Origin of the sequence: Pseudomonas sp. GM55 (genome assembly GCF_000282395.1) — a bacterium.
In the GTDB taxonomy this organism is placed as follows: Bacteria; Pseudomonadota; Gammaproteobacteria; order Pseudomonadales; family Pseudomonadaceae; genus Aquipseudomonas; species Aquipseudomonas fluorescens_CC.
Window position 1 is genome coordinate 63,379 of the sequence record NZ_AKJJ01000072.1, and the last position, 23,557, is coordinate 86,935.

The 23,557-nt window shown below is 59.4% G+C and carries 29 protein-coding genes and 1 pseudogene; 20 read left to right on the forward strand and 10 right to left on the reverse strand.

Translation table 11 applies throughout. The features are described from left to right. The first annotated feature begins 41 nt into the window (after positions 1 to 41). The 7 genes from PMI31_RS19240 to PMI31_RS19270 all read left to right on the forward strand — a co-directional run bounded on the left by PMI31_RS19240 (position 42) and on the right by PMI31_RS19270 (position 5,832). A complete protein-coding gene (locus tag PMI31_RS19240; RefSeq protein WP_043302493.1) occupies positions 42 to 614 on the forward strand; it encodes a YqgE/AlgH family protein in 573 nt (190 codons plus the stop codon). Continuing rightward, the gene (gene ruvX, locus PMI31_RS19245; RefSeq protein WP_008019952.1) at positions 614 to 1,051 is read left to right on the forward strand and encodes a Holliday junction resolvase RuvX; all 438 of its coding nucleotides are present in this window, start codon (positions 614 to 616) and stop codon (positions 1,049 to 1,051) included. The genes PMI31_RS19240 and ruvX overlap by 1 nt, the downstream gene beginning before the upstream one ends. A 91-nt stretch (positions 1,052 to 1,142) precedes the next feature. Beyond that, on the forward strand, positions 1,143 to 1,646 hold the full coding sequence (pyrR, locus tag PMI31_RS19250) for a bifunctional pyr operon transcriptional regulator/uracil phosphoribosyltransferase PyrR (RefSeq protein WP_008019953.1): 504 nt from the start codon (positions 1,143 to 1,145) through the stop codon (positions 1,644 to 1,646). Between the two features lie 27 nt (positions 1,647 to 1,673). Further along, complete coding sequence (locus PMI31_RS19255; RefSeq protein WP_008019954.1) at positions 1,674 to 2,678, forward strand: aspartate carbamoyltransferase catalytic subunit; 1,005 nt, start codon at positions 1,674 to 1,676, stop codon at positions 2,676 to 2,678. After that, entirely contained in the window at positions 2,675 to 3,946 is a 1,272-nt protein-coding gene (locus tag PMI31_RS19260) for a dihydroorotase (protein ID WP_008019955.1), read from the forward strand. Before PMI31_RS19255 ends, PMI31_RS19260 begins: the two co-directional genes overlap by 4 nt. A 480-nt stretch (positions 3,947 to 4,426) precedes the next feature. Further along, positions 4,427 to 5,383 (forward strand): lipid II-degrading bacteriocin, encoded by a 957-nt coding sequence (locus PMI31_RS19265; RefSeq protein ID WP_238539302.1) that lies wholly within the window; start codon positions 4,427 to 4,429, stop codon positions 5,381 to 5,383. 50 nt (positions 5,384 to 5,433) lie between these two features. Further along, on the forward strand, positions 5,434 to 5,832 hold the full coding sequence (locus tag PMI31_RS19270) for a hypothetical protein (protein WP_043302496.1): 399 nt from the start codon (positions 5,434 to 5,436) through the stop codon (positions 5,830 to 5,832). Between the two features lie 94 nt (positions 5,833 to 5,926). On the opposite strand, the gene PMI31_RS19275 is transcribed toward PMI31_RS19270, so the two are convergent. Next, positions 5,927 to 6,346 (reverse strand): NINE protein, encoded by a 420-nt coding sequence (locus tag PMI31_RS19275; protein WP_008019957.1) that lies wholly within the window; start codon positions 6,344 to 6,346, stop codon positions 5,927 to 5,929. 251 nt (positions 6,347 to 6,597) lie between these two features. On the opposite strand from PMI31_RS19275, the gene PMI31_RS19280 reads away from it, so the two are divergent. Further along, positions 6,598 to 7,218, forward strand: coding sequence for a C40 family peptidase (locus tag PMI31_RS19280; protein ID WP_008019958.1), 621 nt, complete (start codon positions 6,598 to 6,600; stop codon positions 7,216 to 7,218). A gap of 143 nt (positions 7,219 to 7,361) precedes the next feature. On the opposite strand, the gene PMI31_RS19285 is transcribed toward PMI31_RS19280, so the two are convergent. After that, on the reverse strand, positions 7,362 to 8,396 hold the full coding sequence (locus PMI31_RS19285) for a type IV pilus twitching motility protein PilT (protein WP_008019959.1): 1,035 nt from the start codon (positions 8,394 to 8,396) through the stop codon (positions 7,362 to 7,364). Between the two features lie 56 nt (positions 8,397 to 8,452). Between PMI31_RS19285 and PMI31_RS19290 the strand changes: the two genes are divergently transcribed. The 11 genes and pseudogenes from PMI31_RS19290 to PMI31_RS30960 form a co-directional block, all read left to right on the forward strand. Continuing rightward, complete coding sequence (locus PMI31_RS19290; protein WP_008019960.1) at positions 8,453 to 9,139, forward strand: YggS family pyridoxal phosphate-dependent enzyme; 687 nt, start codon at positions 8,453 to 8,455, stop codon at positions 9,137 to 9,139. 35 nt (positions 9,140 to 9,174) lie between these two features. Further along, positions 9,175 to 9,993: a pyrroline-5-carboxylate reductase gene (proC, locus tag PMI31_RS19295; RefSeq protein WP_008019961.1), complete on the forward strand. Its 819-nt coding sequence runs from the start codon at positions 9,175 to 9,177 to the stop codon at positions 9,991 to 9,993. A 24-nt stretch (positions 9,994 to 10,017) separates the two neighbouring features. After that, the gene (locus tag PMI31_RS19300; RefSeq protein ID WP_008019962.1) at positions 10,018 to 10,605 is read left to right on the forward strand and encodes a YggT family protein; all 588 of its coding nucleotides are present in this window, start codon (positions 10,018 to 10,020) and stop codon (positions 10,603 to 10,605) included. Then, entirely contained in the window at positions 10,605 to 10,892 is a 288-nt protein-coding gene (locus PMI31_RS19305; RefSeq protein WP_008019963.1) for a DUF167 domain-containing protein, read from the forward strand. Before PMI31_RS19300 ends, PMI31_RS19305 begins: the two co-directional genes overlap by 1 nt. Positions 10,893 to 11,051: 159 nt before the next feature. Beyond that, a complete protein-coding gene (gene metX / locus PMI31_RS19310; protein WP_008019964.1) occupies positions 11,052 to 12,191 on the forward strand; it encodes a homoserine O-succinyltransferase MetX in 1,140 nt (379 codons plus the stop codon). 7 nt (positions 12,192 to 12,198) lie between these two features. Beyond that, positions 12,199 to 12,819, forward strand: coding sequence for a methionine biosynthesis protein MetW (metW, locus tag PMI31_RS19315; RefSeq protein ID WP_008019965.1), 621 nt, complete (start codon positions 12,199 to 12,201; stop codon positions 12,817 to 12,819). A gap of 26 nt (positions 12,820 to 12,845) precedes the next feature. Further along, positions 12,846 to 13,280, forward strand: coding sequence for a DUF4426 domain-containing protein (locus tag PMI31_RS19320; protein WP_008019966.1), 435 nt, complete (start codon positions 12,846 to 12,848; stop codon positions 13,278 to 13,280). Then, entirely contained in the window at positions 13,277 to 13,873 is a 597-nt protein-coding gene (rdgB, locus tag PMI31_RS19325) for an RdgB/HAM1 family non-canonical purine NTP pyrophosphatase (protein WP_008019967.1), read from the forward strand. The genes PMI31_RS19320 and rdgB overlap by 4 nt, the downstream gene beginning before the upstream one ends. Continuing rightward, entirely contained in the window at positions 13,870 to 15,072 is a 1,203-nt protein-coding gene (gene hemW / locus PMI31_RS19330; RefSeq protein WP_008019968.1) for a radical SAM family heme chaperone HemW, read from the forward strand. The genes rdgB and hemW overlap by 4 nt, the downstream gene beginning before the upstream one ends. A gap of 9 nt (positions 15,073 to 15,081) precedes the next feature. Next, the gene (locus PMI31_RS19335; protein ID WP_008019970.1) at positions 15,082 to 15,405 is read left to right on the forward strand and encodes a DUF3392 domain-containing protein; all 324 of its coding nucleotides are present in this window, start codon (positions 15,082 to 15,084) and stop codon (positions 15,403 to 15,405) included. 137 nt (positions 15,406 to 15,542) lie between these two features. After that, positions 15,543 to 15,665 (forward strand): annotated as a pseudogene (locus PMI31_RS30960) (DUF3392 family protein); the annotation flags it as partial. A 121-nt stretch (positions 15,666 to 15,786) separates the two neighbouring features. Here PMI31_RS30960 and trmB read toward each other — a convergent pair. The 4 genes from trmB to PMI31_RS19360 form a co-directional block, all read right to left on the reverse strand. Next, complete coding sequence (gene trmB, locus PMI31_RS19345; RefSeq protein WP_008019972.1) at positions 15,787 to 16,512, reverse strand: tRNA (guanosine(46)-N7)-methyltransferase TrmB; 726 nt, start codon at positions 16,510 to 16,512, stop codon at positions 15,787 to 15,789. A 9-nt stretch (positions 16,513 to 16,521) separates the two neighbouring features. After that, complete coding sequence (locus PMI31_RS19350; RefSeq protein WP_008019974.1) at positions 16,522 to 17,316, reverse strand: thiazole synthase; 795 nt, start codon at positions 17,314 to 17,316, stop codon at positions 16,522 to 16,524. Positions 17,317 to 17,376: 60 nt separating this feature from the next. Further along, on the reverse strand, positions 17,377 to 17,577 hold the full coding sequence (gene thiS, locus PMI31_RS19355) for a sulfur carrier protein ThiS (RefSeq protein WP_007953386.1): 201 nt from the start codon (positions 17,575 to 17,577) through the stop codon (positions 17,377 to 17,379). Positions 17,578 to 17,765: 188 nt separating this feature from the next. Next, positions 17,766 to 18,137: a DUF423 domain-containing protein gene (locus tag PMI31_RS19360; protein WP_008019976.1), complete on the reverse strand. Its 372-nt coding sequence runs from the start codon at positions 18,135 to 18,137 to the stop codon at positions 17,766 to 17,768. A gap of 74 nt (positions 18,138 to 18,211) precedes the next feature. Between PMI31_RS19360 and mtgA the strand changes: the two genes are divergently transcribed. Further along, on the forward strand, positions 18,212 to 18,934 hold the full coding sequence (gene mtgA, locus PMI31_RS19365) for a monofunctional biosynthetic peptidoglycan transglycosylase (RefSeq protein ID WP_008019977.1): 723 nt from the start codon (positions 18,212 to 18,214) through the stop codon (positions 18,932 to 18,934). 159 nt (positions 18,935 to 19,093) lie between these two features. Here mtgA and rpoH read toward each other — a convergent pair whose 3' ends face one another. The 4 genes from rpoH to ftsY all read right to left on the reverse strand — a co-directional run bounded on the left by rpoH (position 19,094) and on the right by ftsY (position 23,226). After that, the gene (gene rpoH, locus PMI31_RS19370) at positions 19,094 to 19,948 is read right to left on the reverse strand and encodes an RNA polymerase sigma factor RpoH (RefSeq protein WP_007975386.1); all 855 of its coding nucleotides are present in this window, start codon (positions 19,946 to 19,948) and stop codon (positions 19,094 to 19,096) included. A gap of 112 nt (positions 19,949 to 20,060) precedes the next feature. Further along, a complete protein-coding gene (gene ftsX / locus PMI31_RS19375; protein WP_008019978.1) occupies positions 20,061 to 21,083 on the reverse strand; it encodes a permease-like cell division protein FtsX in 1,023 nt (340 codons plus the stop codon). Further along, on the reverse strand, positions 21,080 to 21,751 hold the full coding sequence (gene ftsE, locus PMI31_RS19380) for a cell division ATP-binding protein FtsE (protein WP_007975383.1): 672 nt from the start codon (positions 21,749 to 21,751) through the stop codon (positions 21,080 to 21,082). The genes ftsX and ftsE overlap by 4 nt, the downstream gene beginning before the upstream one ends. Further along, complete coding sequence (gene ftsY, locus PMI31_RS19385) at positions 21,748 to 23,226, reverse strand: signal recognition particle-docking protein FtsY (protein ID WP_008019980.1); 1,479 nt, start codon at positions 23,224 to 23,226, stop codon at positions 21,748 to 21,750. Before ftsY ends, ftsE begins: the two co-directional genes overlap by 4 nt. Positions 23,227 to 23,557: the final 331 nt, after the last annotated feature.

A 23,557-nucleotide genomic window follows, 5' to 3' on the forward strand; every position in this document is an offset into this window, starting at 1 on the left:
CCAGCTTGTCAGTTTGTCCCCCGAACGCCACACTAGCGCACATGAAAAACGTCAGCCCCAGCTACCTCAAGCATCAATTCCTGATCGCCATGCCACACATGGCCGACCCGAACTTTGCGCACACCTTGACCTACATCGTCGAGCACACGGCCAATGGTGCCATGGGGCTGGTGGTCAACCGTCCGCAAGAGCTGAACCTGGCCGATATCCTCGAGCAATTGCGCCCGGATATCGAACCGCCGGCGCTCTGCCAGCATGTGCCGATCTTTATCGGCGGCCCGGTGCAGACCGATCGCGGTTTTGTCCTGCACCCTTCGGGCAAGACTTTCCAGGCAACCGTTGATCTGGAAGACGACTTATCCCTGTCGACCACCCAGGACATACTGTTCGCCATCGCTGACGGTGTTGGCCCGGAAAAAAGCCTGATTGCCCTCGGCTATGCCGGTTGGGAAGCCGGGCAACTGGAGGCCGAACTGGCGCAGAACGCCTGGCTGACCTGCCCGTTTGACGCCGACATCCTGTTCAACACCAGCAGCGAACTGCGCCTGGAAGCGGCGGCCAAACACCTTGGCATCAACCTCAGCCTGCTCACCAGCCAGGCGGGGCACGCCTGATGGCCCTGCGGCTGATTCTCGGATTCGACTACGGCACCAAGCAGATCGGCGTTGCGGTCGGCCAGGTGGTTACCGGCCAGGCCCGCGAGCTGTGCACCCTGAAAGCGCAGAACGGCATTCCTGACTGGAACCAGCTCGAAGCGCTCATCAAAGAGTGGAAACCCGATGCCGTGGTAGTCGGCCTGCCGTTGAACATGGACGGCACGCCGAGTGACATGTGCGCCCGCGCGGAAAAGTTCGCCCGGCGCCTGAACGGACGTTTCAACCTGCCCTTTTATACCCACGATGAGCGCCTGACCACCTTCGAGGCCAAGGGCGAACGCCTGGCTCGTGGCGGCCAGAAAGGCAGTTACCGCGATAACCCGGTCGATGCCATCGCCGCCGCCCTGCTGCTGCAAGGCTGGCTCGACGAGAATGGCGCGCTGTTCGAATCCTGAAGAGCCGCCATGCGACTCTATTAGCTACAACCCGAGCCACCTGCAGCAGCTTTAACCAAAAAGCAGGGCCCGGGCCCACGAAGGAGCAACCATGAGCCTGCCCAATCCCGCCGAACTGATCAGCCAGATGGCGACCCGACTTGACGCTTATCTGGCCAAACGAGGCATCAGCGACCCGCGTTTCATCGGCATCCGCACCGGTGGCGTCTGGGTGGCTCAGGCCCTGCTCAAGGAACTGGGCAGCGCGGAGCCCCTCGGCACCCTGGACGTGTCCTTCTACCGCGACGATTTCAGCCAGAGCGGCCTGCACCCGCAGGTTCGCCCTTCGGCGCTGCCGTTCGAGATCGAAGGCCAGCACCTGGTGCTGATCGACGACGTGCTGATGAGCGGCCGGACCATCCGCGCCGCCATGAACGAACTGTTCGACTACGGCCGTCCGGCCAGCGTGACGCTGGTGTGCCTGCTGGACCTGGACGCCGGCGAACTGCCGATCCGCCCGAACGTGGTTGGCGCCACCCTGTCGCTGGCGGCCCACGAACGGGTGAAGCTGTCTGGCCCGGAGCTCGCGCTCGAACTGCAAGACCTCGCCCTTTAATTCGCCCTATTGAGAGTCCCCCTTGCGATGACGCCTCTAGAAACCAAGCGCCCGCTGCAGCTCAATGATCAGGGCCAGTTGCGCCACTTCCTCTCGCTCGACGGTTTGCGCCGCGAGCTGCTGACGGAAATCCTCGACACCGCCGACTCCTTCCTCGAAGTCGGCGCCCGGGCCGTGAAGAAAGTCCCGTTGCTGCGCGGCAAGACCGTGTGCAACGTGTTCTTCGAGAACTCGACCCGCACCCGCACCACCTTCGAACTGGCCGCCCAGCGGCTCTCGGCGGATGTGATCACCCTCAACGTGTCCACGTCGTCGGCAAGCAAGGGCGAAACCCTGCTCGACACCCTGCGCAACCTGGAGGCCATGGCCGCCGACATGTTCGTTGTGCGCCACGGTGATTCCGGTGCCGCGCACTTCATCGCCGAACACGTTTGCCCGCAGGTGGCGATCATCAACGGCGGTGACGGCCGGCACGCGCACCCGACCCAGGGCATGCTCGACATGCTGACCATCCGCCGGCACAAGGGCGGTTTCGAAAACCTTTCGGTGGCCATCGTCGGCGACATCCTGCATTCGCGGGTCGCGCGCTCGAACATGCTGGCCCTGAAAACCCTCGGTTGCCCGGACATCCGCGTGATCGCGCCGAAGACCCTGCTGCCGATCGGCATCGAGCAATACGGCGTGAAGGTCTACACCGACATGGCCGAAGGCCTGAAAGACGTCGACGTGGTGATCATGCTGCGCCTGCAGCGTGAACGCATGACCGGCGGCCTGCTGCCGAGCGAAGGCGAGTTCTACCGCCTGTTCGGCCTGACCACCGCGCGCCTGGCCGGCGCCAAGCCCGATGCCATCGTGATGCACCCGGGGCCGATCAACCGTGGCGTGGAAATCGAGTCGGCGGTGGCCGACGGCCCGCACTCGGTGATCCTCAACCAGGTGACCTACGGGATCGCCATTCGTATGGCGGTACTGTCCATGGCCATGAGCGGGCAGACTGCGCAACGCCAATTCGAGCAGGAGAAAGCCCAGTGAAGCTCAGCATTCTCGGCGCCCGCGTGATCGATCCGGCCAGCGGCCTGGATCAAGTGACCGATATCCACATTGAAGCCTGCAAGATCGTCGCCCTTGGTGCTGCGCCAGCCGGTTTTGTCGCTGTCGACACCATCGACGCCAAAGGCCTGGTGGCCGCTCCCGGCCTGGTCGACCTCAACGTTGCCCTGCGCGAGCCGGGCTACAGCCGCAAAGGCTCGATTGTCAGCGAAACCCGCGCGGCGGCGGCTGGCGGCGTGACCAGCCTGTGCTGCCCGCCGAAGACCAAGCCGGTGCTGGACACCTCCGCAGTGGCCGAACTGATCCTCGACCGCGCCCGTGAGGCCGGCAACACCAAAGTCTTCCCGATTGGCGCCCTGAGCAAAGGCCTGGACGGTGAACAACTGGCAGAACTGGTTGCGCTGCGAGATGCCGGTTGCGTGGCTTTCGGCAATGGCCTGGAGAGTTTCCGCAATACCCGCACCCTGTGCCGGGCGCTGGAATACGCAGCCACTTTCGACCTGACAGTGATTTTCAACTCCCAGGATCACGACCTGGCCGAGGGCGGCCTGGCCCATGAAGGCCCGACCGCCAGCTTCCTCGGCCTGCCTGGCATTCCGGAAACCGCGGAAACCGTGGCCTTGGCCCGGGACCTGCTGCTGGTCGAACAGACCGGCGTGCGCGCGCACTTCAGCCAGCTCACCAGCGCCCGCGGCGTAGCCCTGATCGCCCAGGCCCAGACCCGGGGCTTGAAGGTCACGGCAGATGTCGCCCTCTACCAGTTGATCCTGACCGACGAAGCACTGATCGACTTCAACAGCCTGTATCACGTCCAGCCACCGCTACGTACCCGCGCCGACCGCGAGGGCCTGCGCGCTGCGGTGAAATCGGGCGTGGTCTCGGCCATCTCCAGTCATCATCAACCCCACGAACGTGACGCCAAACTGGCACCGTTCGGCGCGACCGAGCCGGGCATCAGCAGCGTCGAACTGCTGCTGCCACTGGCAATGACCCTGGTCGAGGATGGCCTGCTGGACCTGCCGACTCTACTCAAACGCCTGAGTACCGGCCCTGCCGACGCCTTGCGTTTGCCGGCAGGCAACCTGGCGGTGGGTGGCGCGGCGGACATCGTGCTGTTCGACCCAGCGGCCTCGACCGTGGCGGGTGAAAGCTGGCTGTCCAAAGGCGAAAACTGCCCCTTCATTGGCCACAGCCTGCCGGGCGTGGTGCGTTACACCCTGGTGGATGGACGAATCAGTCACCAGGCGTAACTCCGCGTCGCCTGCATTCGCGAGCAGGCTCGCTCCCACAGTGGATTTGTAGTGACTCACAAATCTGCGGCTGTACGCCAATTCTGTGGGAGCGAGCCTGCTCGCGAAGACTTACTAAACGGCGCCGCGACTCTGTGCGTTACGCAGTGAAACCTGATCACTCAACGTCCAGAAGTCATATAGCCCTCCAGCCCCTCCTCCACTACCTTTCCCCAAACAGCACATCCGCATCAAGCACATTTCTACAAGCGATGGCGAATAAAACTATCCAGCGAACAGAAATTCCTGACTTCTCACCATCTGCGCGAAAAGAACTTCGCAACATACAGAAATAGCCTACAGAGTTATTGAATGCAGATTCAATACCCATCATTTAGTATAAAAACAGCACAAGGAAAAATTATTACCCTCTTCTGAATACAAAGTCGGCACAAACAAGGAGCAATACATGAAAACGGACTTACTCTACCTCCTATCGTAGTGAAAGGAACAACGGGCAACTCAGGCGGCTTTACAGTTAATCCCGGATTCAACTGGGGAGCCTATGCGACTGCAGACTGGCAGGGAGCCGGTGAAGCCATCATCACCAACGACGGGCAAACTTACTCACTACCACTATGCGATGGCCCCGTCATTTCCTCAGCCGAAATGGATATGTTCCATGCCTGGCTCGAAATGAAAAGTGGAATAAAAGCCTTTACCTATGAACTGCAAATGGTGGGCAGAGCAATTAACAACGACGCCTCCGGCGCCATCCAAGACCTTTGGAAAATTACGGAGAGCGACAACTACCTACTAAATAATTCTTCGATCATTACTCATGCCTACTTCAAAAACAAACTCGTAAACTTCAGTCTTGCCGACACCTTCGCAACGCAACAAAAACTAAGCAACCTGGACGCACTGATCAAAGTAGCATCAACAAGCCTGTACAATATCAAGTATGAAACACAAACAACCGAACTATCAGGTGGAACATTTAGTCCTGTCAAAGCATTTGCTCACTACCTATGGGGAAATGGAGAGAAACTGCGAGTCAATATAAATAATATAGACCTCAACATAAAGGCGAGTGAAATTCCGCTGTTAGCCAACACCATAGCCAGCACGAGAGAATCCGGAAGGTACTATTTATCTGATCCAAAAGTACCTTACGACACTAAATACGACAGCAGAATCACAGGATATTATCTAGGGCGAATAACATTAAAAATCGAAGGAGATTTTACAAGAGAAGAAAACGGCTCCTGGATTTTCGAAGGAACTGCAAAGGCCTATACTGACTTATACGACTTCAACGAAAGCAACAGATCAACACTACTCGAGATTTTAACCACAGCAGGCAGGGTATTCTCAGGAACGGATTATGAAATCGACATAACAGGAGAGCACAAAATAAGGCTAACTGGAACTGGCTTCCAGCCGGATCTGCAATAGATAAATCCGTTAGAGTTTTCAACTATCAACTGCACTCAAGAAGAGCCCACATGAAGACTCTCTACAAACACCTGAACTACATCTACCCTTTACTTTTAGCGATCACTTCCAGCGTAGCAATATTTACCATAGAAAGAAATTTGAGCGCAGGCATTTACGACATAGATCGAGACTCAATCGGAATACCAATAGGTGCAATCCTGATTGCGGGCTTAGTGTTATTCATATTTCACCTAATGCAAATATTTTTATACAGAAAGTCCCGCCACACCAATTCAACCTTGATAAAAATATCAGCATTAATAGTTGCAATTGCATCGCTTGCGATTCTCGCCGACAGCATAAATTACTGGGCCATCCCAAACCACTTCATCATTTCAATCTTATACAGCTTCAGCACAATGGCATTTTTAACGCTTCAGCTTCAATTACTGAAAGCATTTCAGTAACCACTCATAGGCTGTAATTCAAGCGGACAGATAGCTGGACTAGTCACCAGAAGTAAAAACCTGCGGCGAGGGGGCCTGCCCCTCGCCACATTAATCAGCGACTCTGTGCGTTACGCACGGACACCTGGTCATTCAACGTCCAGAAGTCATACAGCACGCCAATAAAGAACAACCCGCCCGTCAGCAGGTACAGCAGCCCACTGATCCATTTCCCCTGATACATCCGGTGCACGCCAAACACCCCGAGAAACGTCAGCAGAATCCACGCCACGTTGTATTCGATCGGCCCGGCGGTGAACCGCAGGTCCGCTTCACGGTCCATGGACGGGATCAGGAACAGGTCGATCAGCCAACCGATCCCCAGCAAGCCAAAGGTGAAGAACCAGATCGTCCCGGTCACCGGCTTGCCGTAATAGAAGCGATGAGCGCCGGTAAAACCGAAAATCCACAGCAGGTAACCGATCACTTTGCTGTGGGTGTCTTGCTGGTGGACAGTCTGTTGATAGGGGTTCATGAATGGCCTCGATTCGCACGATAGATAAATATTCTTTATTTCTTTGTGACTTTTTTACAGGCACCCGACGTATGGCAGGTGCTACCTTCACGCCTGTCAAAGCCTTGTAACACCGGACTTCTGACGGACAATTGCGCCAGTTTGCCGCTTTTTTGCCACCATTGCCCCCCGGATTGAATCGACCAACGGCCTCGGAAGCGGCAAAAAAGCTGTTATAAAGTTGCGCGCTAACTTATTAAGAGCCTTGCCTAATGCGTTCATTTTTCAAGACATGGCTAACCATTTGCCTTTTGATGCCACTGGCCGCCCACGCCACCAATCGTGAGCAACGTCTTCCTAACGTTAATGGTTACACCCCCAAATCCCATGCTTCTGCTCCTTCGAGCAAAGACAAAAAATCCGCCAAATATGCTCCAAGCCTGGCCAGCGATAAAAGCGGCCTGGTTCCACCGATGGGCACCAAGGAAAGCAGCAACGTGCTGAGTCGCGCTGTGAACGTCCTTGGCACTCCCTATCGCTGGGGCGGCAGCAGCCCAAGCAAAGGTTTCGATTGCAGTGGCCTGGTGAAATACGCGTTCAACGACGCCACGTTCGACCTGCCACGTACCTCCAACGCCATGGCCAGCGGTCATGGGGAGAAAGTCGATCGCGACGACCTGAAGCCGGGCGACCTGATTTTCTTCAACATCAAGAGCCGTCGGGTCAATCACGTTGCCATTTACCTGGGCAACGACCGTTTCATCCACGCGCCACGTCGTGGCAAGTCGGTGTCCATCGACACGTTGAAGAAACCGTACTGGGAAAACCACTACGTGGTTGCCAAGCGGGTTCTGCCGAAAGAGCCGAATCAATTGCGAGTTGTTCAGCGCTGATTTGAGTTTCCGGGGCTGATCTGGAATCTTCATTGCTTATGATGGCCTCATCGCGGGCAAGTCGGATCGCCGCACCGCCGCTCCCACAAGGACACTGTAGATCCTGTGGGAGCGGGCTTGCCCGCGATGGCGTTTCTGGATCATCACAAATTATCCGGTGACCGCGCCTTCTCCTGGGCATGATCACGACTGATCAGGCCCTTGGTCACCAAGCCCTTCAAGCTCATATCCAGCGTCTGCATTCCCAGCGCCCCTCCCGACTGAATCACCGAGTACATCTGCGCCACCTTGTCCTCGCGGATCAGGCTCCGGATCGCTGACGTCCCCAGCATGATCTCGTGGGCCGCGATGCGCCCGCCACCGACCTTCTTCACCAGCACCTGGGACACCACCGCCAGCAGTGACTCGGAGAGCATCGAGCGCACCATCGACTTCTCGTCCCCCGGAAACACGTCGACCACCCGGTCGATTGTTTTCGCCGCCGACGTGGTGTGCAGCGTGCCGAACACCAGATGGCCGGTTTCAGCGGCGGTCAGCGCCAGGCGAATGGTTTCCAGATCGCGCATCTCCCCCACCAGAATCACGTCCGGGTCTTCCCGCAGTGCCGAACGTAACGCCGTGGCGAAACTACGGGTATCGCGATGAACTTCACGCTGATTGATCAGGCATTTGCGCGACTCGTGAACGAACTCGATAGGGTCCTCGATGGTGAGGATGTGGTGATGGCGATGGGTATTGAGGTAATCGATCATCGCCGCCAGCGTGGTGGATTTGCCGGAACCGGTCGGGCCGGTCACCAGCACCAGGCCACGGGGAGCGTCGGTCATTTTGCGAAACACTTCTCCCATGCCCAGTTCGTCCATGCTCTGCACTTTTGACGGGATGGTGCGAAACACGGCGCCCGCGCCACGGTTCTGATTGAACGCATTGACCCGAAAACGCGCCACACCGGGTACTTCAAAGGAAAAGTCGATTTCCAGATGCTTCTCGAAATCCACGCGCTGGGCGTCATTCATGATGGAGAAAACCAGCGCCTGCACCTGCTGGTGGTCCATGGCCGGCAGATTGATGCGTCGCACATCGCCATCCACCCGAATCATCGGCGGCAGGCCGGCGGACAAGTGCAGGTCGGATGCCCCCTGTTTGGCGCTGAATGCCAGCAGTTCGGTGATATCCATAGCGTCTCTCAATTCCAGTAGAATGCCGCGAACCTTCAGACCGCTGGCGCCTCTTGATGTCCACCATAGCAGACAACATTCTCGAAGTTAGTTCGCGCATCCATGCCGCTACGCTCGCTGCCAACCGCGCAGAAAACAGCGTCCAGCTGCTGGCCGTGAGCAAGACCAAACCCGCACAAGACCTGCGTGAAGCCTACGCCGCCGGCCTGCGCGACTTTGGCGAGAACTACCTGCAGGAAGCATTGGGGAAACAGCTGGAACTGGCCGACCTGCCCTTGATCTGGCACTTCATCGGCCCCATTCAATCGAACAAGACTCGTGCTATTGCCGAGCACTTCGACTGGGTGCATTCCGTGGATCGCCTGAAAATCGCACAACGCCTGTCCGAACAACGTCCCGCCGATCTGCCGCCGCTGAACATCTGCATTCAGGTCAACGTGAGCGGTGAAGCCAGCAAGTCCGGTTGCACCCCGGCCGACCTGCCGGCCCTGGCCAACGCCATCAACGCCCTGCCGCGCTTGAAGTTGCGTGGGTTGATGGCGATCCCCGAGCCGACTGAAGATCGCGCCGCCCAGGATGCCGCGTTTGCTGCCGTGCAGAGCCTGCAAGCCAGCCTGAACCTGCCACTCGACACACTTTCCATGGGCATGAGCCATGACCTTGAGTCGGCCATCGCCCAGGGCGCCACCTGGGTCCGCATCGGTACGGCCCTGTTTGGTGCTCGCGACTACAGCCAGCCATGAACCATGGCTGACACACTTCTGAATAAGGACCTGACATGAGCAAGACACGTATTGCCTTTATCGGTGCCGGCAACATGGCCGCCAGCCTGATCGGTGGCCTGCGGGCCAAAGGTCTGGAAGCCGCACAGATCCGCGCCAGCGATCCGGGCGAAGAAACCCGCGCCCGCGTGAGCGCTGAACACGGCATCGAAACCTTCGCCGACAACGCCCAGGCCATCGTTGGTGCCGACGTCGTCGTCCTCGCGGTCAAGCCCCAGGCGATGAAAGCCGTGTGCGAAGCCCTGCGCCCAAGTCTCAAGCCCGATCAACTGGTGGTTTCGATTGCCGCAGGCATCACCTGCGCCAGCATGAACAACTGGCTCGGCGCCCAGCCGATCGTGCGCTGCATGCCCAACACCCCGGCGCTGCTGCGTCAGGGCGTGAGCGGTTTGTTCGCGACAGCCGAAGTGACAGCCGAACAGCGTCAGCAAGCCCAGGAACTGCTGTCCGCGGTCGGCATCGCCTTATGGCTCGATGAAGAACGGCAACTGGACGCCGTCACCGCCGTTTCCGGCTCCGGCCCGGCGTATTTCTTCCTGCTGATCGAAGCCATGACCGCAGCCGGCGTGAAACTCGGCCTGCCAGCGGACATCGCCGCGCAACTGACGCTGCAAACCGCACTGGGCGCCGCACACATGGCGGTCTCCAGCGACGTCGACGCTGCCGAGCTGCGCCGCCGTGTCACCTCGCCTGCGGGCACCACAGAAGCTGCGATCAAGTCGTTCCAGGCCGGTGGCTTCGAAGCCCTGGTGGAAACGGCACTCGGCGCCGCCGCGCATCGCTCGGCCGAGATGGCTGAGCAACTTGGCCGCTAATCAGCTCTTACAAAGGACTCAATAATGCTAGGACTCAACGACGCTGCCGTTTTCATCATTAAAACCCTGGGCAGCCTGTATCTGCTGATCGTGCTGCTGCGCTTCATCCTGCAATTGGTTCGGGCGAATTTTTACAACCCGATCTGCCAGTTCATCGTCAAAGCCACCCAACCGCTGCTCAAGCCGCTACGCCGGGTCATCCCGAGCATGTTCGGGCTGGACATGTCGTCGCTGGTGCTGGCGCTGATCGTGCAGATGCTGCTGATGGCGGTCATCCTCACGCTCAAAGGCTTCGCGGTTGACTGGCTGCTGTTGGTGCCATGGTCGGTGATCGCCCTGTTTTCGCTGTTTTTGAATGTGCTGTTCTACGCGATGATCATCAGCGTGATTCTGTCCTGGGTTGCCCCGGGCAGCCACAACCCGGGGGCTGAGCTGGTCGCGCAGATTACTGAACCGGTACTCGCCCCGTTCCGCCGCATCATCCCGAACCTGGGCGGCCTCGATATTTCGCCGATCTTCGCGTTCATCGCGCTCCAGTTGCTGCAAAGCTGGCTGATCCCGCGTCTTGCGTACTATGCCTTCATGCCACAGGGTCTGCTCGGCCTGATCTGATGAGCTACTTCCGCTGGGACGGTGACGACCTGATTCTGGAGTGTCACCTGCAACCGGCAGCCCGTAGCGATGATTTCTGCGGGCTGCACGGCGATCGCCTGAAGATCCGCCTGACCGCGCCGCCAGTCGAGGGCAAGGCCAACGCGTACCTGATGGCCTTTCTGGCCAAGGCCTTTGGCGTGTCCAAGAGCCAGGTCAGCTTGATCAGTGGCGAGTTGAACCGGCAGAAACGGGTGCGAATCTGTTCACCCAAGAAACTGCCCGATCTACCCGGACTTGAACGCTGAACCTACTGTAGGAGCTGGCTTGCCAGCGAAAGCGGTGTGACTGACACAACGTGCCGCCCTGGTTCGCCGGCAAGCCGGCTCCCACAGGGGGAAGGGTTAGCTTGCTGCTAGGAGCAGCGGTCTTTAGACTTACGCCTCATTTCAATGAGAGCAGGGTCGATGCCAGCTGCCTTCCCCCCCGATTCTGTTGGTCTGGTGACGCCGCAAGTGGCGCACTTCAGCGAGCCGCTGGCTTTGGCCTGTGGACGTTCACTCCCGGCCTATGACCTGATTTACGAAACCTACGGCACGCTGAACGCCACGGCGAGCAACGCCGTGCTGATCTGCCACGCCTTGTCCGGGCACCATCACGCCGCCGGCTATCACAGCCCCGACGACCGCAAGCCCGGTTGGTGGGACAGCTGCATCGGCCCCGGCAAGCCAATCGACACCCACAAGTTCTTCGTGGTCAGCCTGAACAATCTCGGCGGCTGCAACGGCTCCACCGGCCCGAGCAGCATCAACCCCGAGACCGGCAAGCCGTTCGGCGCCGACTTCCCGGTCTTGACCGTCGAGGATTGGGTGCACAGCCAGGCGCGCCTGGCCGATCGTCTGGGCATTGCCCAGTTCGCGGCCGTGATCGGCGGCAGCCTCGGTGGCATGCAGGCGATGCAATGGAGCATCACCTACCCTGACCGCATCCGTCACTGCCTGGCCATCGCCTCGGCACCCAAGCTGTCGGCACAGAACATCGCGTTCAACGAAGTGGCACGCCAGGCAATCCTCACCGACCCTGAATTCCACGGCGGTTCGTTCCAGGAACACAACGTGATCCCCAAGCGCGGCCTGATGCTGGCGCGGATGGTCGGGCACATCACTTACCTGTCCGACGACTCCATGGGCGAGAAATTCGGCCGCGGGCTGAAGAGCGAGAAGCTCAACTACGACTTCCACAGCGTCGAGTTCCAGGTTGAAAGCTACCTGCGCTATCAGGGCGAAGAGTTCTCCGGACGCTTCGATGCCAACACCTATCTGTTGATGACCAAAGCGCTCGATTACTTCGATCCGGCGGCGAACTTCGACGATAACCTGGCGAAAACCTTTGAAGGCGCCAAGGCCAAGTTCTGCGTGATGTCGTTCACCACCGACTGGCGCTTCTCCCCTGCCCGCTCGCGGGAGCTGGTGGATGCACTGATGGCTGCGCGCAAGGACGTCTGCTACCTCGAGATCGACGCACCGCAAGGCCACGACGCCTTCCTGATTCCGATCCCGCGCTATCTGCAGGCATTCGGCAATTACATGAACCGCATTACGTTGTGAGAAAGCCATGAGAGCTGATCTGGAAATCATCCAGGAATGGATCCCCGCCGGCAGCCGCGTGCTCGACCTCGGGTGCGGCGATGGCGAACTGCTGACCTGGCTGCGCGATAACAAGCAGGTCACCGGTTATGGCCTGGAAAACGACCCGGACAACATCGCCGAGTGCGTGGCCAAGGGCATCAACGTCATCGAACAGGACCTGGACAAGGGCCTGGGCAACTTTGCCAGCAACAGTTTCGACATCGTGGTCATGACCCAGGCGTTGCAAGCAGTGCACTACCCGGACAGGATCCTCGACGAAATGCTGCGCGTCGGTCGCCAGTGCATCATTACCTTCCCCAACTTCGGTCACTGGCGCTGCCGCTGGTACCTGGCGAGCAAGGGCCGGATGCCGGTTTCCGAGTTCCTGCCGTACACCTGGTACAACACGCCCAACATTCACTTCTGCACCTTCGCGGACTTTGAAGCCTTGTGTCGCGAACGTGAAGCGAAGGTCATTGATCGGCTTGCCGTGGATCAACAGCATCGGCACGGGTGGGCCAGTAAGCTATGGCCTAATCTGTTAGGTGAGATCGGAATCTACCGCGTCAGCAGTCCGGGACTTTCCGACCACAAGGTCGCGGTCTGATCCACCCTATTTCAAGGAGAACGATCATGGGTCGTCTAGCGTTATTTCTACTCACTGCCTGCCTGAGCGTTACCGCCATGGCCGCCGACGTCATCAAGGGCGAGCGCAAGGAAACCTTCGGTGACGTGACGGTGCATTACAACACCTTCAACTCCACCTACCTGACCCCGGACATTGCCAAGTCCGCCGAACTGATCCGCAGCAAGAACCAGGGCGTGATCAACATTGCGGTACTCAAGGAAGGCAAGCCACTGATGGCCCAGGTGAGCGGCTCGGTCAAAGACCTGACCAGCCAGGCCGTGCCACTGAAATTCAAACAGATCACCGAACAAGGCGCGATCTACTACATTGCGCAATACCCGGTGGATCAGCAGGAAGTCCGCACCTTCGATATCAAGGTGCAGACCGGCGACAAAACCAACACCATCAGTTTCCAACAAGAGCTTTTCCCCGGCCAATGATGAATTTCACCCAACTCGTACTGGCCAGCCATAACGCCGGCAAACTCAAGGAACTCCAGGCCATGCTCGGCGAGTCAGTGCATTTGCGCTCGATCGGCGAGTTCAGCAGCGTCGAGCCTGAAGAAACCGGTCTGTCGTTCGTCGAGAACGCCATCCTCAAGGCCCGCAATGCCGCGCGCATTTCCGGCCTGCCGGCACTGGCCGACGATTCCGGGCTGGCGGTGGATTTCCTCGGCGGAGCGCCAGGCATCTACTCGGCGCGTTATGCCGACGGCCAGGGCGATGCGGCGAACAACGCCAAGCTGCTCGACGTGCTCAAAGACGTACCTGAAGCCGAGCGTAGCGCGCAGTTCGTCTGCGTACTGGCGCTGGTGCGCCATGCCGATGATCCGTTGCCGATCCTCTGCGAAGGTTTGTGGCACGGACGCATCCTGACCCAGGCCAGCGGCGAACACGGCTTCGGCTACGACCCGCTGTTCTGGGTGCCGGAGCGCGACTGCTCCAGCGCCGAGTTGAGCCCGAGCGACAAGAACCAGATCAGCCACCGCGCCCGTGCAATGGATCTGCTGCGCCTGCGTCTGGGCTTGAAATGACCTCTGAATCATCCGCGTCGCCACTGATCTTCGGTGGCGCGCAATCTCCTCGGGCGGCCTTGCCTGTGCTGCCGCCCCTGGCGTTGTACATCCACATCCCGTGGTGCGTGCGCAAATGCCCTTATTGCGACTTCAACTCCCACACCGCCAGCCCTGTGCTGCCGGAAGAGGAGTACGTCGACGCCTTGCTGGCCGATCTCGATCAGGACCTGTACGCCGTCCATGGTCGTGAGCTGAGCTCGATCTTCTTCGGTGGCGGCACGCCGAGCCTGTTCAGTGCCGATTCGCTGGGTCGCTTGCTCAAGGGCGTCGAGCAACGCATCCCGTTTGCCAGCGACATCGAAATCACCCTGGAAGCCAATCCGGGGACATTCGAGCAAGACAAGTTCGTGGCCTACCGGAAACTGGGGATCAATCGCCTGTCGATCGGCATCCAGAGCTTTCAGCAAGAAAAGCTCGAGGCCCTGGGACGGATTCACAACGGCGACGAAGCGGTACGCGCCGCCGGCATGGCGCGGCAAGCCGGGTTCGACAACTTCAACCTGGACTTGATGCATGGTTTGCCGAATCAGTCCCTGGACGATGCCTTGGCCGACCTGCGCACAGCCATCGCCCTGAAACCGACACACCTGTCGTGGTATCAACTGACCCTGGAACCGAACACGGTGTTCTGGAACCAGCCGCCGACGCTGCCGGAGGACGACACGCTGTGGGACATCCAGGAAGCCGGACAAGCGCTGCTGGCCGAACACGGTTATGCGCAATACGAAGTCTCGGCTTATGCCCTGCCCGGTCGTCCGGCGCGACACAACCTCAATTACTGGAGTTTTGGCGACTTCATTGGCATCGGCGCTGGCGCCCACGGCAAGCTCAGTCACCCGGACGGGCGCATCATCCGCACCTGGAAGACCCGCCTGCCGAAGGACTACCTGAATCCGGCGAAAAGCTTCAAGGCCGGCGAGAAAACGCTGAGCAATGAAGAGATGCCGTTCGAGTTCCTGATGAACGCGCTGCGTCTGACCGCGGGTGTCGAATCGCGGCTGTACCCGGAACGTACGGGTATGACGCTGGACAGCCTCGCCGAAGGTCGCCGCGACGCAGAACAAAGCGGCCTGTTACAGGTCGAACCGTCACGTCTGGCGGCCACCGAGCGCGGACAGCTCTTCCTCAACGACTTGCTGCAGAAATTTCTGACATAAGGAAATCGAATGGATCTGATACTCGACCTGCTGGCCACAGTATCCCGCTGGAGCCGCAGCAACCTCTCGGAAATCGCCTTGGCCCTGGTGGGCTGCCTGCTGGTGCTGTTCGGTGCGGATTTCAAAGGCTGGGTCGAGCAGCGCCTGGGCAGCATCGCCGGCGCCTTGCGCGTGCCGCTGATGTCCCTGCTGTGCATGATCGGCAGCGGCGCGGCGCTGATCTACGCCACGCCATGGGTCGTGCGCGGGTTGAGCCAGTTCAACAACTACAGCCTGGCGCCGGTGTTGTTGGTGGTGTTGGTACTCATCGGCGTCGTAGCCGACCGCCGCTGAATTTTTTGACCAACACAAAACCACTTTAGGAGCGAGCCTGCTCGCGATGGTCGTCAACGATGACGCGGGGATTCTGAATGCCCGCGTCGCTCTCGGACTCATCGCGAGCAAGCTCGCTCCTACAGTTTTTACAATGCGCGGCATCGATCTATGCCACGCCATGGGTCGTGAGCGGCTTGAGCCAATTCAACAACTACAGCCTGGCGCCGGTGTTGCTGGTAGTGCTGGTGTTGATTGGCGTCGTCGCAGACCGCCGCTGATTTCCGATACGCAGAAACAACGGTAGGAGCCGGCTTGCTGGCGATGCTGTGTCAGTCAACATCAAGGTGTCTGACATAGCATCGCCAGCAAGCCGGCTCCTACAGATTTACTGCGTTAGTCTTAGGACTGTTTTTCGAACTTCAGATCCCACACGCCATGCCCAAGACGTTCGCCACGGCGTTCGAACTTGGTGATCGGGCGCTCGGCCGGGCGCGGTACGCACTTGCCGTCTTCGGCCAGGTTGCGGTAACCCGGCGCAACGCTCATCACTTCCAGCATGTATTCGGCGTACGGCTCCCAGTCGGTGGCCATGTGCAGAATGCCGCCGACCTTCAACTTGCTGCGCACCAGCTCGGCGAATGACGCCTGAACGATACGGCGCTTGTGGTGACGGCTCTTGTGCCACGGGTCCGGGAAAAACAGCATCAGGCGATCGAGGCTGTTATCGGCCACGCAGCGGTTGAGCACTTCGATGGCATCGCAATCGTAAACCCGCAGGTTGGTCAAACCCTGGGTCAGCACGCCATTGAGCAGCGCCCCGACACCTGGACGGTGCACTTCGACGCCAATGAAATCCTGATCCGGCGCCGCCGCTGCCATTTCCAGCAGCGAATGGCCCATGCCGAAACCGATTTCCAGCGAGCGCGGTGCCGAGCGACCGAACACCTGGTCGAAGTCCACCGGCGCGTCGGCCAGCGGCAGCACGAACAGCGGCGCGCCCTGCTCCAGACCGCGTTGCTGGCCTTCGGTCATGCGCCCGGCGCGCATCACGAAACTCTTGATGCGGCGGTGTTGGCGCTCGTCGCCTTCTTCCGTCTGGATAGGCGTGTCGTTCGATTCAGTCATCAATGGCTCTTACTTGATCAGACCATCCAGCGGCGAAGAGGCGCTGGCATAGAGTTTTTTCGGCATACGGCCGGCGAGGTAGGCCAGGCGGCCTGCGACGATCGCATGTTTCATGGCTTCAGCCATCATGACCGGCTGCTGGGCGTGGGCGATGGCCGAGTTCATCAGCACCGCATCACAACCCAGTTCCATGGCGATGGTGGCGTCGGAAGCGGTACCGACACCGGCATCCACCAGCACCGGAATTTTCGCTTCTTCGAGGATGATCTGCAGGTTGTACGGATTGCAGATCCCCAGGCCCGAACCGATCAGACCGGCCAGCGGCATGACCGCGATGCAGCCGATTTCCGCCAGTTGCCGGGCAATGATCGGATCATCACTGGTGTAGACCATCACGTCGAAGCCTTCCTTGACCAGCGTTTCGGCGGCCTTGAGGGTTTCGATCACGTTGGGGAACAGGGTTTTCTGATCCGCCAGCACTTCCAGCTTCACCAGGTTATGGCCATCGAGCAGCTCACGGGCCAGGCGGCAGGTGCGCACGGCCTCGATAGCGTCGTAGCAACCGGCGGTGTTCGGCAGGAAGGTGTAGCGATCCGGCGACAGCACTTCAAGCAGGTTCGGCTCGCCCTCGATCTGCCCGAGGTTGGTGCGGCGCACGGCGAAAGTGACGATTTCGGCACCCGAGGCTTCGATGGCCTGGCGGGTTTCTTCCATGTCACGGTACTTGCCGGTACCGACCAGCAAACGCGACTGGTAAGTACGACCGGCCAGGACGAAGGGCTTGTCGCTACGAACGATGCTCATGGGAAATCCTCTGTAGGGGTGAGGTTCTTGCAGAATTCTGCGGCCAATCGGCCGAGGCCACTAGCCGCCGCCGATGGCGTGCACCACTTCGACGTTGTCGCCGTCGTTCAACGTGGTGTCTGCGTGCTGGCTGCGCGGGACGATATCCAGATTGAGTTCGACCGCCACCCGGCGTCCGGTCAAGTCCAGACGGGTCAGCAGGGCCGCAACGGTTTCACCGTCGGGCAGTTCAAAGGATTCGCCGTTCAACTGAATGCGCATGCCGGATGCCGCCATCATTTTTAGGGGCAGGCATTCTAGCCCGATCAGTCAGGTCGACCCAAGCCATTCGTCTGTAATGGGGCCCTGTAGGAGCGAGCTTGCTCGCGATGGCCCCGAAAACACCTCGGGGTGTCAGGTTTCCAGCGTTATCGTTGACGTCCATCGCGAGCGAGCTCGCTCCCACAAGATCACGTCAGTCGCCAGGCGGCGAGGCCCAGGCAGAGCCAGCCCGCGAGGAAGGCCAGGCCGCCGAACGGGGTGACGATGCCAAGCTTGCTGATGCCGGTCAGCGTGAGCAGATACAGGCTGCCGGAGAACAGCAGGATGCCGATGGCAAAGGATGCGCCGGCCCATGTGAGCAAACGGCCGGGAATTTGCGTGGCCAGCAGCGCCACGCCCAGCAGCGCCAGGGTGTGCACCAGCTGATAGGTGACGCCGGTATGAAAAATCGTCAGATATTCAGGTGTCAGACGGTTTTTCAGGCCGTGGGCGGCAAAGGCCCCAAGGCCGACACCGGTGAAGCCGAAAAAAGCAGCCAGCATCAGAAAGCCACGCAGCATGCAGAACTCCAGTCAGACTCGATCAACAGGGTCTGTATAATGGCCCGCTCAACGGGTTCGGCCAAGCCATCTATATGCTGCGTATCTATTTTCGTCTTTTCACCAAGGCCGTGCTCTGGTTCATGGGCGGCAGCGTATTGCTGGTGCTGATCTTTCGCGTGGTGCCGCCACCGGGGACGGCGCTGATGGTCGAGCGCAAGATCGAATCCTGGTTCGATGGCGAACCCATTGACCTGCAACGGACCTGGAAACCCTGGGACGAGATCTCCGATGACCTGAAAGTCGCCGTGATTGCCGGGGAAGACCAGAAGTTTTCCGAGCACTGGGGCTTCGATATCGGCGCGATTCAGGCGGCGTTTGCCCATAACGAGCGCGGCGGTTCGATCCGCGGCGCCAGCACCCTGAGCCAGCAAGTCTCGAAAAACCTGTTCCTGTGGTCCGGCCGCAGCTGGCTACGCAAAGGCCTGGAGGCCTGGTTTACCGCGCTGATTGAAGTGCTCTGGCCCAAGCAGCGGATTCTTGAGGTGTATCTCAATAGCGTCGAATGGGATGAAGGGGTGTTTGGTGCAGAGGCAGCAGCCCGATATCACTTCGGTGTAAGCGCCCGCTCCTTGTCCCGCCAACAGGCCAGCTTGCTGGCGGCAGTGTTGCCAAACCCGCGAGTGTGGAGCGCCAGCCATCCGACCTCTTACGTCGCACGGCGTGCGGGCTGGATACGACGGCAGATGAGTCAGCTCGGTGGTGATAGCTATCTGGCAGGCCTCAACGATTCGCGCCGGGCACCCTGGAAGGACTGACGAGGCTTTTGTAGGAGCTGGCTTGCCAGCGAATCAGACGACTCGGTGTGTCAGATATAGCGCCTTCGCTGGCAAGCCAGCTCCTGCAAAAGCAGAACTGCGCGCAATAAAAAACGCCCCGATCATTGATCGGGGCGTTTTTTATTGCGGGTACGCAGCTTACGCGGCGATCGACAACTTGAGCTTGTTCATCGCGCTCTTCTCGAGTTGGCGAATACGCTCAGCCGACACGTTGTACTTCTGCGCCAGGTCGTGCAGCGTGGCTTTTTCTTCCGCCAGCCAGCGCTGGTAGAGGATGTCACGGCTGCGGTCGTCCAGCACTTCCAGCGCTTCGTGCAGGTTGTGGTTGGAGTTGTCGCTCCAGTCGGCGTCTTCCAGTTGACGCGCCGGGTCGTACCGGTGGTCTTCCAGATAGTTGGCCGGCGACTGGAATGCACTGTCGTCGTCCGCTTCGGCAGCCGGGTCGAAGGCCATGTCATGGCCGGTCAGGCGACTTTCCATCTCGCGCACTTCCCGAGGCTCTACACCCAGGCTTTCCGCTACGCGATGGACTTCCTCGTTGTTCAACCAGGCCAGTCGTTTCTTCTGGCTGCGCAGATTGAAGAACAGCTTGCGCTGGGCCTTGGTGGTCGCAACTTTCACGATGCGCCAGTTGCGCAGGATGAACTCGTGGATTTCCGCCTTGATCCAGTGCACGGCAAAGGACACCAGGCGCACGCCCATTTCCGGGTTGAAGCGCTTCACGGCCTTCATCAGGCCGACGTTGCCTTCCTGGATCAGGTCAGCCTGAGCCAGACCGTAGCCGGAATAGCTACGGGCGATATGTACGACAAAACGCAGGTGGGCGAGCACCATCTGCCGAGCCGCCCCCAAATCCTGCTCATAATAGAGACTCTCGGCCAGTTCACGCTCCTGCTCCGGCGACAGCAATGGAATGCTGTTGACGGTGTGCACATAGGCCTCCAGGTTCGCACCCGGGACCAGAGCATATGCAGGTTGCAAAGAATTGGTCATACGAAAAAACCTCCGACTTACAAACTCGTGCAGTTCAGCACTGCGAAAATTGACCGGAAACCGAAAGACAAGTTCCCAAAAACGCTGAAAGGTCAATACGAGCAAAATGATACTACTTAGGCGCAAGCTCCCTCAGGTGGCGTGCGACTGCAATCCATGCACCGATATACCCCAACAGCACCGCGCCAAGCAAGAGAGACAGACCGTCGGCAACTGGCACTCCAGCCAGCGCAAAGTCACTGCCATACAAACCGGCCAGCCCCACCACCGCGTCGTTCAGCCAGTCAAGACCGAACGCCAGTACGCCCCAAGACAGAATCCCCGCACCGAAGCCATACAACGCGCCCATATATAGAAAGGGCCTGCGTACATAGCTGTCAGTGCCGCCAACCAGTTTAATCACTTCTATCTCTGTGCGGCGGTTTTCAATATGAAGACGAATGGTATTGCCTATCACCAAAAGTAATGCAGAAACCAGAAGCACGGTCAGACCGAAGACAAAACGGTCACCCAGCTTGAGGATGGCGGCCAGACGCTCGACCCAGACTAAATCAAGTTGCGCCTGCTGTACCTTTGGCAACTCGGAAAGTTTTTGTCTTAATGCTTCAAGGGCCGGCTTGTCGACTTCAGTCGGCGTTACCAACACCACGCCCGGCAGCGGATTTTCCGGCAGCTCCTTGAGCGCCTCGCCCAGACCGGACTGTTGCTGGAACTCTTCCAGCGCCTGCTCCCGGCCAACATATTCGGCATCGGCGACGCCAGGCATGCCCTTGATCTGATCGCGCAACGCCTCGCCTTGCGCCGGGCTCGCCTCGATTTCCAGATACAGGGAAATCTGTGCCGCGCGCTGCCAGGAACCACCCAGACGCTCGACGTTACTTAGCAAAAGTGACAGGCCCATGGGCAAACTCAGGGCCACCGCCATCACCATGCAGGTGAAAAAACTACCGATGGGTTGTTTGCCCAAGCGCCGCAGACTGTCCACCAGGCTGGCACGATGGCTTTCGATCCAGGCACGGAACAACGTGGCGAAGTCCGGCCCGTCGTCATCGTCGTGTTTTTTCTTTTGCGGTTGCGGATCGGCGGCTTTCGGGGCCACGCGCTCGGAAACCTTCGGGCTGCGGGTAGCACTCATACGGCAGCCTCCCCATCGCCGATCAATCGGCCGCGTTGCAGGGTCAGCATGCGGTGACGCATGCGAGCGATCAGGGCCAGGTCGTGACTGGCAATCAGCACACTGGTACCCAGACGGTTGATGTCTTCGAACACACCCATGATTTCGGCGGCCAGACGCGGGTCGAGGTTACCGGTCGGTTCGTCCGCCAGCAACAAAGCCGGACGATGGACGATGGCGCGGGCGATACCGACGCGCTGTTGCTGACCGGTGGACAGGTCGCCCGGGTACAGATCGGTTTTATCCGACAGCGCCACGCGCTCCAGTGCCGAGTCCACGCGCTTGGCGATCTCGGCCTTGGACAGGCCCAGGATCTGCAAAGGCAACGCGACGTTATTGAACACCGTGCGATCGAACAGCAACTGGTGATTCTGGAACACCACGCCGATCTGCCGACGCAGGAAAGGAATCTGCGCGTTACTGATGGTGCTCAGGTCTTGCCCGGCGAGCAGCAACTTGCCGCTGGTCGGGCGCTCCATGGCCAGCAACAGGCGCAACAGTGTGCTTTTACCGGCGCCGGAATGGCCGGTGACAAACAGAAACTCGCCACGACGGACTCGAAAGCTCAGCTCATGCAAGCCGACGTGACCGTTCGGGTAGCGCTTACCGACCTGTTCGAAACGAATCATGAACGCTCCCGCTCGGCAAACAATGCCTGGACAAAGGGTTCTGCTTCAAAGGTACGCAAATCGTCGATGCCTTCACCGACGCCGATGTAGCGAATCGGCAGGCCGAATTGCTTGGCCAGGGCGAAAATTACCCCGCCTTTCGCGGTGCCGTCGAGCTTGGTCAGCGCCAGGCCAGTCAGTTCAACGGTCTGGTTGAATTGCTTGGCCTGGTTGATGGCGTTCTGGCCGGTGCCAGCATCAAGTACCAACAGCACTTCGTGCGGTGCATCGGCGTCGAGCTTGCCGATTACCCGGCGAACTTTTTTCAGCTCTTCCATCAGGTTGTCTTTGGTGTGCAGGCGACCGGCGGTGTCGGCGATCAGCACATCGATGCCACGAGCCTTGGCGGCCTGCACGGCGTCGAAGATCACCGAAGCCGAGTCAGCGCCAGTGTGCTGCGCGATCACCGGGATCTTGTTGCGCTCGCCCCAGACCTGCAACTGCTCCACCGCCGCCGCACGGAAGGTATCGCCGGCCGCCAGCATGACTTTCTTGCCTTCCAGCTGCAGTTTCTTCGCCAGCTTGCCGATGGTGGTGGTCTTGCCGGCACCATTGACGCCAACCACCAGAATCACGAACGGCTTGTTCTGCGAGATGACTTTCAGCGGCTGCTCGACAGGCTTGAGCATGGCGGCCAGTTCGGCCTGCAGGGATTTGTACAGGGCATTGGCGTCGGCCAGCTCTTTGCGCGCGACCTTCTGCGTCAAACGCTGAATGATCACCGACGTGGCTTCTACACCGACATCAGCGGTCAGCAAACGCGTCTCGAGATCCTCAAGCAGCTCGTCATCAATGACTTTCTTGCCCAGAAACAGGCTGGCCATGCCTTCGCCAATACTGGCGCTGGTCTTGGACAGGCCTTGCTTGAGACGGGCAAAGAAACCGGCCTTGGTTTCTTCGGTGCGTGCCGGCGCGGCCGGGGTTTCGACCGGAGCCGGGACGGGAGCAGCTGCTGCAACAACCGGGACTACCGGGGCTAAGACGGGCGGAGCAACCGGTGCAGGTACAGGTGCAGGTGCAGCCACAACGACGGGTGCCACCACCGGCTCGACCACAGGCGCATGGACCGGTGCCGGCGTGAACGCTGCCGGGGCCGGAATCGGCGGGGTCACATGGGGCGCCAAATCATTCTCGACCAGCGCCACCGGCTCTTCCGCCACAGGTAGGGTCAACCATGGCTCGGCAGAGGTAATCAGCGGCTGCCCGATGATTTCGCGGGCAGGTTCGGCCTGCTGTTGCAGCACCGGCTCGGCAGTCGGCAGGACCACTGGCGCGGGCGTTTCTTCTATTACCGCAGCCGCGACAGGCGCTGGCTCAGGAATGGGTTGTGGCTGTTCGACGGCGGGTTCCTGCGGCTTTTTGCGCAGCCATCCGAACAGGCTTTTCTTCTCGCCAGCCGCAGCTGGGGTCTTCTTGTCGTCGTTGGAACCAAACATGGAGGACGGCTATCTCACGGTAGCGACGCGCCAATGGCGCCCCGGCAAATAAATATTCGATGCAGAACAGACTGTGATTGACCCAGCTTGTTCACGCGCAACATTTTGTCGAGGTGCGAACGGCACCTCACGGAAACGTTTTAACGAAGGACTAAAGCAGCAAAATCGGCGAAAAAGCAGAGTTTAGTTGATAAATTCCAACTTTCTGCTGCAAACCCATACAACCTGATCAAACGCAAAGGCCTGATAGGCGTGGCCGCCAGTAAAACGGATCAGTATCCTAGCACCCTCTCGCCCGCTGACGCTAAGAACAAGCGGGCAGCCCCAAAGG